The organism is Bacillus thuringiensis, assembly GCF_001595725.1.
GTDB lineage: Bacteria > Bacillota > Bacilli > Bacillales > Bacillaceae_G > Bacillus_A > Bacillus_A thuringiensis_K.
In genome coordinates, this window is record NZ_CP014283.1 from 287,670 (window position 1) to 300,732 (window position 13,063).

Here is a 13,063-nt window from a genome sequence, read left to right on the forward strand (position 1 = left end):
CAAGCGATGATAGTAAATTTTCTCGCATTACATATGTCTTGTAATGTTCTTAATACCATTTGTCCATTATGCATAAATTTAATTTGTTCGGATGTATTTAACTTTTGAATGTTTAGATATTCCATACAATTGCAATCATAGATCGTTTCCTTTAAATAACCCCCTATTGTTTCATGAGAAAAACGAGCACAAATTATGTGCATTTTTCATTTAGTGTACTATTAGCCTCCGATGTTCTATATACAAGTGATTCCTAACTTGAAGGCAACACAAAAAGAACTTCTTCAAGTCGATTAAATATGTACATAGCAAAATAAGCTATATATACACTAATCGGCTCAAAGAAGCCCTTTCATAATTGAAACAAGATGAAACTTGCTCTTACAACTCAACTACAATAAAAAAAGGTGAAGCTCTTGATACAACTTCACCTTTTTTAGTATATAACGAATCATTTAATAATTTAACAGTATGTTTTTAAAGTCTCTATATTTTAGCAAACTTTACAATAAAACCGTACTTTCCTATTTTTTTGAAGAAACAGGATCCATTTTTAATGTTTTTATTCCTTCTTTTAATGTAAATGCATCTGCTCTTAATGTTTTCCAACTATCTTTTGCTGCATTCAGGTTAGGTTTTAAAAATTTAAATTTATTTTGATCTGCCTTTTGGGATGCTTTATCAATATGATTAAGTACTCCTGAATACTGAGAATCTAAATCATGCCATTGTGCTGACATATAGGTAAGAGCATTAATAGCTGATCCAATTGCATTTTGCATTTCAGCAATATTATTATACGCAACCCCAACTACACGATTTAATGTTATTTTATAGTCAACCGTTTGGCGTAATTGAGCTAATAACGGCTCTAACGTACCTAAATTATTTCTTGCAACCCCTATCATTACACCTCCAGCAATCCATGTAGGGATTGAGGGATATGATACAGTTATTATTCCATCCGATTCTACTTGTTTAAAATGTCTTATTTGCTCTAAAACATCATTTAGGCGTTTTTCATCTTCATCTATTCCAGATGCTTGATTTTTTAAAATCGATTGCAAGATATCTTTATGACCTCCAAATGCTCGGACATCTTCTCCAATACTATCTCTTAACTTAGCTAGTTCTTGTATTAAATTCTGTGTATATGCTTGGTTTTGTTTAATCTCACCTTGTAAATCTGTAATGCCTTCTTTTAATGTATCTGCATCTCCTTCATTAATTGCTTCTACTAATGTATCGTAATAATTGTCAAATGTGGTATCATACTCTACAATTCCTGTAAGGGTATCTAAAAGTTGTTTTTTTATGTGCGCATCCCATTTTGTAGCATGCTCTCTTGCATTCTTTTGATCTTGTGCTATTTGACTAGGTAGATTTGTATATCCTTTAATATCAATTCCTTCAAAGTTAACATCTGGATTATTAATTAACAAATAAGAGTAATCATTCATGGATTTTGCAAATACCCCAGCATCTTGCAAAGCTTTTTTCATCTTTTCGCTGTTTACAGAAAGAGATATATCTTCCGTACTCGTTTGTTCTATTTTACTTTCACTTGCAAAAGCAGCTACTGGTGAAACTACAGTAGTTGTTGTCAGGGTTAAAAACGTCGATACAGCAAGTAGTTTATAAGGAAAATTATTATTCACTTTAATTCCTCCTATGAATATATATTGATTTTTAGTTTGCTTTTTCTTGTTTAAAAGCAATGTCTTTGGAAATGAATTCTGCGTCCTTATGAATATCATTCCAACTTTGTTTAGCAGCTTTTAAATCGTCAGGTATTAACGAAAGTTTATGTTCTTGCATTTGATCGATATTATCATATAAATCTTTATAATTAGCCCCCATTTTATTCCATTGTTGCTGAATACTTGTTAGAGACATGATTGCTTGGTCCACTGTCTGATACAAATATGTTAGAGTGTCCTTGGTATTAGTAAGTGAAATAACCGCTTGATTAGCCAGATCAGCTTTCATACTTAATTCTCCGATTTTATTCGAAATTTCATTATAAGAATTCATATGATTAGATGCCTCGACACCAGCAGCTGTTCCTAAACCGATACCAGCGGCTCCTAGAGCTGTAAGACCACCCACAACAGCTGGTGTAGCTGTACCACCCGTCACAACAATTACTACCGCTCCTGCAATCGTTCCAATAACTAAAATAGCAGCTCCTAATCCACCACCAATTGACCAGGCTAATACATTATCAAAATGTGATTTCTGTGTAGAACGTAAATTCTCAATTTCGGCCTGAAGTTGTGGGACTAGTGCTTGTTTTCCAGCTAATATAGCCGTCAATCCGCCCTGTCCATCTGGACCACCAACATTATTTTTAAAATCTACAGTATTTGTATACAACTTTGTTTTAAAAGCCTCTAACATCTTAATGACTTCCGTAACATCATTTGAATTTGTATGAATTGTATCGATTAAATCCCCTATTCCTTCTTTGAGGCTCACCTTATCTTTCTTTTTTACAGTGTCTACTAATGTGTCGTAATAGTTTTGAAATTGCTCATCATAATTTACAATATTACGTGCTGTTTTTTGAATGTTTGGCTTCGCTGTATCTAACCAGTAATTTGCATTGATTCGTGACAGTTCCTGATTTAGGTGAATATTTTTGATTAATTCTCCTCCTCCGGAACCTAAATCAATGTTGGATAAATTTACATTCGGTTGCTTAATCATAGTTTTTGCGTACAAATCCATTACAAGAATATGAGAGCCTGTTTCGGCCAACGCTTTCTTTAATCCATCAGGTCCTAACGCATAATTTTCTATTTTCTGTTCCTGAGCTGTCTGTTCTTGTGCAAGTGCATGAATAGTACTACCATTCGTAGCAGTTATAACCGTTGCTAAAGTGGCTAAAGTTATAACCTTAAATGGAAATTTCATCATTTGATCTCCTCCTTATTTTCAGTTGCAATATAATCTTTTTGATAAACCTATGTTCTTAATATTAGAATTTATAAACTTGTTCTTCGAGTTGAGTTGTTACACTTTTTAATCGTCTTAATGTATCTTTTTGAGACTGAGTGTTATTGGCATCAACTTCAGTCGATAATTTTGTAATACTATTATTTATTAGATCCAAATCCTCTTTGTAACGTTTCATTAGCTCAATTTCTCCATCTACTTGGTTAGCAAATGTATGCAAATCATTTTGCATGAAAAGAATCATTGATTTTTGTAAATCCGCTACAGTTAATTTAGTTGTTAAGTCATATAATTTCTGATTTTGTTTCTCTAAATCATTTAAATATGCACGTTGCTCTGCTGTTAGTTTATTAATTTCAGCAAAAGTATTATATGTTTTTTTTATTTTTTCAGGATCAATCACTTTCATAAGGTCATATTCTTTCGTTTTTGTAACTGCAGCCGCAGCGATTTCGCCTTTTTTACTTTTCTCTATCGCTTCACGTGCTTCTTTTTTGGCAGCTTCAATTTCTATAGCTGATTTTCCCTTTTCTTTTGCTTCTTGTTCTGCTTTCTTCTCTGCGTCTACAATGGCATTGTTTATTTCTTTTCCTTTGTTATACGCTACTACTGCTGTTTGAGCAGCCGGTTCAATGATATCTTTCGATAGACTATAAATTTCTTGGAATACCTTTAGCCCTTGTTCATTTAAAGCCCCAGGTAATAATGCTATTTGCTGTAAATCATTTTGAATTGATTTTTTTGTATCTAGCATTTCATTTTTTAACTTATCTATTTTTCCTGTTCCCTCTGAATTAAGGACACTCTGTGCTTTTGCCACATCAGTATCAAGATTTTTCAACTTCTTATCTACCTGTAGTTTTAGATCTGTTAACTCATTAATTTGACGTTGCACACTTTCTTGGTTTGTTATGGTCATGTCTTGAAGGACTTCCAGTCTATCTGTAAACCCTTCTTTATCTTCCCCATTATCTATAAATCCTTTTAATGTTGGATAATAACTATTAAATTTAGTTACAAATCCTTTACTTTTTGAATTTAATAGAATTAATTTAGGATAAAGTTCGGATGACCACTCTTTCATATCTTGTTTAATTAGAAATTGAGTTGTATTTAAAGATGGAACTTCTTCAAGTTGTACATTCGGACTTGCTAAAGCTCCATCGATAAAGGTTTGTGTTAACTTGGAGTGTGCACCTATTTTTCGTAATGCCGAGGAAATATCTATATTATCTTGTTTTGTTTCTGCCTGAACAATTGGCGTTGCGAGAGTATTGATAGGAATAGTCGCCCCGGTAACAATTGATGTTATTAAAAATCCTGCCATAATTTTGCTCTTCATTCCTTACACCTCTTTACTATTATTTTTTACGATTTTAATCGTATATGCTGTAAAATCTAACGTTAGAATTTCTTCATACACACTTGAGGATAGAATTTTTTCGAAAGAGTAATTGCATCACGTTTTTTATTTGTTTTTGATAGAATATAAGGTCCTTACTTCCCCCCCATTTTAATCACTATGTTTTTTATAAGTAAACTAGAAAATCGTATTTGTAATATTTGATTTTTCTGATATTAAATGCTTTGTTTTTTTAAAATTATATTTAAAAAGTTTTCATACTATTATCACTTCATGAAGCGAAATAATTTTACTACTATAATTAAACATAAAATTTGTTGGTATCATTGAATCTTAATAAATATCATATAAAGAAATGTTTTCACTATAACTTTATGGGATTTTATGTATTATGTACTTTATATGAATATGTACAATTGCATACTCATATAAAGTACTATCCTTGAATAACAGACAAGGCAGTCGCCATACATTCCTATCAACTTAAGAGTTTTTACTCCCCCAAGTGTAAAAAAGTTATTATCTCTAAAATTTAACTAGAAAAGATGATGTTTTTTATCCATCTTTCAATTCAAGATAAATTACAACTATTTTTTAAAGCTTGTTCGAACTGGAGAATACAACCAAATTAATCTAGATAATATAGTGACGAAGTTTTTTCTCAGAAAGAAGGAACTGATTCTAAAAATGAAATAACTTTATTGCTACTCAACAATTCCTTAATCGGTCTTTCCGTCCAGATTTTTTGGGAACTATAAGAATATCCCTTAAGATAAACAGATCCCAAGGGACAAAACATTGCAATTTTTTAAAACGTCGAGACTTTATTTAAAAAAACGACATTAAAAATTTTCTTCAAATCCAGGAGCATAACTTTGCAGCAAACAAAAAGAACCATAAGTTTGCTGTTCCAGAAAACTTATGGTTCATATTACACTTATTTTGAAAATTATTCATGCGAATCTTATACTTATTTTTTTTAGGCTATATTACCTTTAATTAAATTGGAATAGTTGATAAAATCAATCATTCCAAATGTTCATTTAATGTTGAATCTTTTTTAGTCATGTTAAAAAATCCTCTCCAAGTAATAGTGTAACATCAATGTGTGTACATGGTCTTTTTTACATTGTCTACCTAAAGAGGATAATATCGATTATTACTTTGATTAAGTCCTTTTGTTTATATATATTTATTTTTAAACCGTCGTTTACAGCAGATTAACTACTACCTGTCTTTCTATCCACTTATCTAGCTTATTTTTCGTATCATCATTTAATCGTTTTCTTTTACCGGATAACATCCTTGAAAGTGTTGAATACGAAATATCTATTTCTTTCGCTAAATCACGAATACTTTTATTATTCTTCTCTTTATACGTGTTCATCTTTTCAATATAAAACTCAATACTATTAGGGGTTTCTTGATTTACTATACTTATTGGCTTCTCTTCAATTACCGGTGGCTTTTCTTCCATCTCAATGACCAATGGTGCGTGCTGCTTACTTTTCTTAGTAATCAACTCTTGTTGTAATTTAACAAGTTCATTTGTAGGAGAAATGCTTACTTTTAATTTTAACCAGTAGTTTTCAAACCAGTTTTTTCCCTTACATTTTTCTTCATCAATCTCGGGAGAGTATTTCCACTCTTGAATTACTTGGTCGCTCATAAGGTCATCTAAAGTCTTTTCAAAAACTTGTCTTATTAGACTTGGTTTTCTATTCATGCTTATCTCCATTACTTGTAATAACCCTTTAGGACCACCAATACTATAAGAATGTGTTAAATGTTGATAGGATTGTTGAATGCGCCAACGCCAACTTAGATATCTGGTTAATCTTTTGTGATATCTCTGTTGCTTGCTGTTATACTCTAGGGCTTTTTTTGATAATAAACCTGTTAGCTTTTCAGAGCCATAGAGATATTTTGATAAAAAGCTTCCTGGTGTAACGTGCATACTCTCTATTCCTAATGTTTTATCCGTATCAATATCTTTTGCAATGATAATTTCATCCATTACAAATAATCTTCGAATTCTTTGCTTTTTATAAGCTAGGCTTTCATTTGGATCTTCTTCATTTAATATCACGATCTCATTATCTTCATTGACATAAATAAAAATACTAGCAAGAGCAGCTAATCGCTCCATAATCTTTAATCTGTCTTCTTTTCGATAATAAGCCTTACCATTTTTGATTTGTTTCATATTACACATATTTAATACTTGTTCGTAATGTACAGGCACAATAGTCTTATCATTTTCCGCACTCTTTACCCAAAGTTCAGTTACAATATCGAGGCAGTCCGCCGTCAAATCATCCATTACTCTTGTTAAAAAAGTAGAATCAATCAGTGTATTCCATCTTTTTAATTCTTCCCTTTGTAATTTCATATCACCATCATCGTGTGACGATACTACCACTAGACTATTTTGTTTATCCTGTAATTGAGCAATCCGTACATTCTTATCTTGGTCATCTGTAAACTTATTCTTAGCAATAGTGTCTGATAAATGGTACATAAACCCTGCATTACTTCGTTCTATATAATCACTCTTAGCCTCTGAATGTAAAGGTAATTCTTTTACGATAATAGGCAGTTTAATTCCAAACTCCATATATAAGTCATCTCTTAGACATTCAAAAATTTCTTCTCTATGATTTTCTAGTTTTGGAAGAATGTCTATCGCTGATAATCCTAAAGCTTCCTTTTTAGAGACCCATTTTACTAGCCTTTCGAAAGTCTGTGATGAATAATTTGAGTTGTAAATTTCCTGTAGATCTCTTTCTACATCTTGATAGAATTGTTGCCATGTATTTAAAACCTTTTCACTTCCCTCAACTCCAGTTAAAAGAGGGTAAGCTATATATAAGGTGTTTTGAAATAGTACTTTTAACTTCTCCACTAATAATCCTCCTAATTGCTTCTAATACAATTATATCAATTGCTACTAATCATTTATACCATGTTAATTCTAATATATTTTAATGTCGTAAAAAGATAGCATACATAGAATACAACCATTAATTATTATGTATGTGACGATTTTATTTAGTGCTTTTATAGCCTCGGCTTCTCTTTCAAGAGAAATGTGGGGATTTGTACTATTAATAATTTTAATTTCAATTTTGTTTCCTTATATTTTTAACATTTTAACTTTTGCTAGAAATAGATGGACTAAATTAGTTTATTTAAAATTTCGTTTTGAGCAGATTTTAGATGAAAGTGAGAGAGAATGATTAAACGTATAAGGGACTGTGAACTCTTTATTTACAGTGTTTCCAATGTATACTTTTATTATATGAATTGAGGATATCAGGGGGTTCGGAGAGAAGTTAATAATTAAGGGGATTTGAATATAAACTAATAATGAAAAGTTTACATTGGAAAATAAGCAAAAGAACCTGGTTTTTAGGCTTCTTTTGCTTATTTATAATTCCAATAGTCTCTTTTTGTTTACTTCTTCGTTTTGACGATCCTGGAGATTATAGTGTTCAAAATGTGTTTGGTTTTAACTTTATAATTATTGTATTTTTGGGTTTTGAAATTACTAAATATAAAATTGTATATAGTACCGTTCCTAGTATTACTATCAATAAGGACATTGAAATATCTGAAATGATGCTAACCCAATCTTTATTTTGAACATATTTGATAATGTCTTTATAAAATATTAAGTTCATAAGGATAAACATTGGTAGACTCCAAAATAAAACAATATTAAATAAATGGAAACTAATATTCAAGAATTAACTTTCGTATTTGTAATAGCAACAATACACTTAGTTTTTATTAGTTTGTAAAACCCTTTTCACTAAATGGAAGTAAAACATGCAACACCTTTCTCATCTTGCGTACCCTTAGTTCTAAAGAAGCAACACCATTCTCAACTCACGTACTATTTCACTAGAATAAGCAACATTTTTCCCGTGTTGCGTACTTATTTCTCTAAAGAAGCAACATTTTTCCCAAGTCGCGTACCTATCTTATTAGTGAAATCAGCCATAAATGCTGTTATATCAGGTGATCTAAGATGTTAAATCACAAGCAATTTATATATTACACAAAAATCCTTTCCCAAGTCGCGTACCCATTTTCCTGAAAAAGGAGCAACACCTTTCCCAAGTTGCGTACCAAAAATCAATTGAATTATCAATAAAGTATTGATATTAAAGGATTTCTCCTTTTCTCATTAAATAGCATCATACAAGAAAAGAGCAACATTCCTTCCCAAGTCGCGTACCAAAAATAAAAATAACAATTTTCTCTATCCCTTGTCGCTCTAAGGCCCATAAGGTGTTGCCTTTTTTGAAATTCTCTCTTAAAGGGCACATTTTTACAAAATTCGATTTGCTATAATCATAATTGGTATATTTTATAGTATTTTGACATATATTTCTGAATTTGTAGAACGGAGGTGAAAAAGATGGGGAAATCATTTGTGATACGTAATCAACGGAGCTTAAATGGGCAAACAACAAACGCAGTTTTAGTAACACTCAAATCTTGGCAAAAGCTTGTGGAAGCATTTGAGGAGAAGTACTACAGTTATAAAGATACTTATTTAGAAGATATTCTACAGCACATGACATACGAAGATCGTATTGCTGATGTGGATGGATTTGTCGAAAGAGCCAAACCATCTTTTTCACGTCGCGCAATGTCTGCACTTGCAGAAAAAACGGGAAGAAAGCATAAATTATACGGCATTACGAATGCTGATCTCGAAGTGTTCTTATATATACATAAGAAATGCTTTACTAATGGTGTCATTCCCAATGTAACCATACATATGATGTGGGAAGATTACAAACAATATAAAGAAGAATTTGCTTATATCCAACACTCTCAATTCTATATCGCTTTGAAAAAGTTAAGCTTACATAACATTATCTCCATTGAAAATGAAATTGATGGCTGTTACACAATTAAACTCACTCATTTTCTGAATGAGGAAGCAGAAAAAGCTAATCCGTATGTATATATTAGTCCTGTTGTATTTACAAAGGCTTTCTTTAAGCTATCTGTAGCGGCTAAGAAGCTATTCTTAGATATCGCAATGCAACAACATACAGAAATAACGTTAAAGCGTTCATTAGATAAGTATGACGAAGGAGGCAATAAAACCCACTTCGGCGGGATGTATCGTTTCTTACATAAAAAATATCCGCATCAAATCCGTGCGGTTATCGATGAATTAACAATTACATTACCATGTACGGGTAGTCCCCTATTCAAAATTTGCAAAATGCAAAAAGGTGTAAAGCATACAAAACGATATACGACATTATATCTGTCTATCCATTCAGACTTTTTATGTACGAAAGAATCTGGAGAAGAACAATACAGGGATCCGTTTACACCAAGAGCTACCTATGCTCGTAAAGCGAAATTCATTGAATCACTTCTACAAGAAATGAATATCGGTGAACTGTCTGCAGACATGAATAAGTTCATTCATGTCTTAAAGCATACTTGTCATTGTCAAATTCGCAGTGTCATTCGTGGGCTTCGTGATATGGTTGATCGAAAAGAAGGATATCCAACGAAAATTGTATATACATTGAAAAAATTATTGCATCAGACATCTCAATATCAAACTCTTGATACAGCAGCGAAAGAAGGTCTCTACCCTCTTATTGCGCAGCACATACCAAAAGAGAGAAATAGTGACCGTGAGCAAGCTATCTTTAATTTTGGTCTACATTATTCTATGTACTCTCTTCATAACATTAAGAAGATGTTTAGAAATGTACATGCACTACTGAAGCAGAAGTTTGCGGTACCAGTGACGGAAGAATCTTATCACCTTAATTATTTAAAGTACCAGGAAGAAACGTTATTTAGAAAATATGCATATGATCAGGGCGTTAATCTTCATGCATATATCGCTTTAGAAATTGAAATGCGTGAAAAACTAAAAGTTCGTGGCCATAAAGAACGCACGATTCCAAGTGATGTACGTGAATGGTTTATCGAGGCAATTGATAAGCTGCCACAAGAAAAACTTCGTGTTATTGAGCTACCAAAGCAGTTTAATTTACTAGAATTTATGCGTACCTTCGAACGTTTAGTACGTGCCGGTGTAACAATAACAGCTCCAGATCAGGTGCTAACCGCAATGGAAATAAAATAATAGCAACAAGCTCTCTATTTTTGAAAAAATCGAAAGTGGAGGGCTATTCGTGTTTGGTTTATTCCGCCCTTTTTTTACTAATCTATTTATAAATACATAACTAGAAGGACTTCATGTAAAATGAAGTCTTTTTTTATGCATTTCTATATAAATCCTCTTCTACCTATAGTAGAATCTCCACACTACACATTAAGTATTCTTTACGTGTAGTAAAATATCCAATTTTATATCTACAAAAAATCAGAAGGATATTAATAAAAATAGTAGATATGAGGACAAATATGATCAAATGTGAATACTATTTTACTAATATTGTTGGGAATACTAGTGCTATTGAATTTATCTAATAAAAATCATCAATAATAATGTGAGTTATGTGTAAATACTGTGTAATGTGAACAAATAGCTACATTCTCTGAACAAAATGTGGATAAACAAAACCCGGATACTTCCCTATTTACCAAAATAAAGAAAAAACACTCTATTTTAAAGGTTGAATAAATATAATATGATTTGTATCAATTTTTTTCCGATTTTATGTAGAAATATATAATTTTCTTTCTGCTTTTTTGTAGAATTGAAATTCTAATAATTATTAAATCTAGGGATACATTTTCTACTATTTATGATTTTTTACGTTCTAATATTAAATTTTTCCTTGTGAGAGTAGATCTCTTCCCCATTTTTGATAGCCTATAAAAGTTTTATCTTTATTTCTTTTTAATATATAAGATATATATTTATAATAGATTTTATTATTACTAATATGATTGTTAATAAGATGTCAGACCTAATTGAAAATATTTGTAAAATCCGTTATAATAATGGTAATTAAACATATCATTACTCCCATGTAAAAGGACAAATCTACGAATCCTTATTAGGACGAGATTTGTCTTTTTTTCATTGAAAATAAAAAACAACATATCAAAAAGGAAAAGGGTTGTTTGTCCGTTTTCCTTTTTGATATGCCAGCAACCGAACGTAGCAAAGGGCGGTAGCAGGTCTTTCACTTATTTTTTGTTATTATATATAATAAGAATTTAGGTGATTATAATGATCAAGGGTATTAGTTTAGAAGTAGCATTAGAAGCATTTTCTGCTTATTTAGCAGAAAATGGACGTAAACAATCTAGGGTTGAACGTTATAATTACGATATTAAAGGTTTTTATAAGTGACTAAGAGTAAATGAGAAACTCCTACATATCAAATCATGGAGTGAACTATCTAAAGAAAATTATTAGGAGTATTTCTATGAGCTAGAAAACAAGACACAGAATATGGCGGTTCTTAAATAAATTGAACATGTCTAAACTTCAGTATATGGTTTTCACCTCTCCTTAATTCCTGATCAATCACTAAGTGATAAGGATTTTATAATCGAAGCAGAAAAAAATTATTAAAACAAACTATACTTTCCACAAAAGGATTAACAGAAAGACAAGTTAAATATCGCCCTCTTATTATGGATAAAAACGCTTTTATAATAGATTTAGTAGTAAACTATGGGTTGTCTACAAGAGCTTGTATCGCCTAATATGAGCCATATACAGTTTGTTAGAAATACCTTAGTGGTTCGTGGTGAGAATGGCATAAATAGATATATCATTATAAAAGGATTATACGAAAATTATCTACAAGTACTATAAAACTATTTCGGAACCTTTAAGAGCTAGAAAGTATACAGATAATCCCTATTTGTGGCATTTAATTTTAATCATGGAACATATAGTTGGGTGTACGAAAAAGATGATCAAAAGGCTTTGTATGAGGTTGCTACACAAAAGATGATTCCACTTGAAGTGAAACGAGCAGGGTTGAATAAACGTATCTTGACGCAGCAGATGCGAAATAAATTCATGGTTCGTCTTATTAAGCAAGGCTCTTAATTACTGTTATCATGAGAGGTTTAGAAGTGTATAAACAAGCGATTAGCTGCTTATTTATCTGTATTAGCCTAGATATTTTGTAATGTCAGTGAGATATCAGCCATCATAGAAGTGTTTCTACTCCAACCTAGGAAGCCAAGATATCAATAGGTTTTGTACGGTTCTCTAGCAGAATCTCAGCAATTGTATTACATAATAGTGTCAACGGACTATCTTTTCCCCACTGTAACCTACAAAACAACAATTTCGAGATAAATAGACTTTTTTCATTTCCTCTTTAATTTCTCTATATGTATTCATCATTATAAAACATGCCTCTTCTTTTCTACATAGAAAAAGAGAGTCCCTTACTATAGGAACCCTCTCTTATGTATATCCTCTATTTTTAATCAATCACAATTTCATGTATATTTAGCTTGTTTAATTTTTCATTATAGAAACTCATTACTTTTTGAGCATGTTGAGCCATTAATCCATCTTGGACAGTAAGTGCTTCAAAATACGGATAAACGAATGTCTGTAACATAACCATTCAGCTTCACGTATTGTTCTAAAATCAATGAGAACTCCTCAACTAATTTACGACAAGATTTGTGCAGCAGTGAACTACCCGCCACTTAACGTCCTAACGGACTGTTTGAAGTGGGGGCTTCTCGGTTAGTCGTTACTTTTGGTAGCTAACGAATTCGTCCTAAGACAGCCGAGCTAACTCCTTT

The 13,063-nt window shown here is 31.6% G+C and carries 5 protein-coding genes and 3 pseudogenes; 2 read left to right on the plus strand and 6 right to left on the minus strand.

The genetic code is table 11. From position 1 onward, the window contains the following. Positions 1–524: 524 nt before the first annotated feature. The 4 genes from AXW78_RS27435 to AXW78_RS27450 all read right to left on the minus strand — a co-directional run bounded on the left by AXW78_RS27435 (position 525) and on the right by AXW78_RS27450 (position 7,226). Complete coding sequence (locus AXW78_RS27435) at positions 525–1,658, minus strand: hemolysin BL binding component B (RefSeq protein WP_001063467.1); 1,134 nt, start codon at positions 1,656–1,658, stop codon at positions 525–527. A 31-nt stretch (positions 1,659–1,689) separates the two neighbouring features. Then, positions 1,690–2,919, minus strand: a complete 1,230-nt coding sequence (locus AXW78_RS27440) for a hemolysin BL lytic component L1 (protein ID WP_000975322.1) — start codon at positions 2,917–2,919, stop codon at positions 1,690–1,692. Positions 2,920–2,980: 61 nt separating this feature from the next. Continuing rightward, entirely contained in the window at positions 2,981–4,300 is a 1,320-nt protein-coding gene (locus AXW78_RS27445; protein WP_000836973.1) for a hemolysin BL lytic component L2, read from the minus strand. Positions 4,301–5,531: 1,231 nt separating this feature from the next. Beyond that, entirely contained in the window at positions 5,532–7,226 is a 1,695-nt protein-coding gene (locus tag AXW78_RS27450) for a helix-turn-helix domain-containing protein (RefSeq protein WP_000413211.1), read from the minus strand. 1,521 nt (positions 7,227–8,747) lie between these two features. Between AXW78_RS27450 and AXW78_RS27460 the strand changes: the two genes are divergently transcribed. Together AXW78_RS27460 and AXW78_RS33275 are read left to right on the plus strand one after the other, a co-directional pair. Next, the gene (locus AXW78_RS27460; RefSeq protein WP_000520287.1) at positions 8,748–10,457 is read left to right on the plus strand and encodes a hypothetical protein; all 1,710 of its coding nucleotides are present in this window, start codon (positions 8,748–8,750) and stop codon (positions 10,455–10,457) included. Between the two features lie 1,056 nt (positions 10,458–11,513). Then, positions 11,514–12,341: pseudogene (locus tag AXW78_RS33275) on the plus strand (integrase); the annotation flags it as partial. Between the two features lie 136 nt (positions 12,342–12,477). On the opposite strand, the pseudogene AXW78_RS35790 reads toward AXW78_RS33275, so the two are convergent. Then, a pseudogene (locus tag AXW78_RS35790) lies at positions 12,478–12,650 on the minus strand (phosphoadenosine phosphosulfate reductase family protein); the annotation flags it as partial. Positions 12,651–12,732: 82 nt separating this feature from the next. After that, positions 12,733–12,949, minus strand: a pseudogene (locus AXW78_RS27475) (HEPN domain-containing protein); the annotation flags it as partial. Positions 12,950–13,063: the final 114 nt, after the last annotated feature.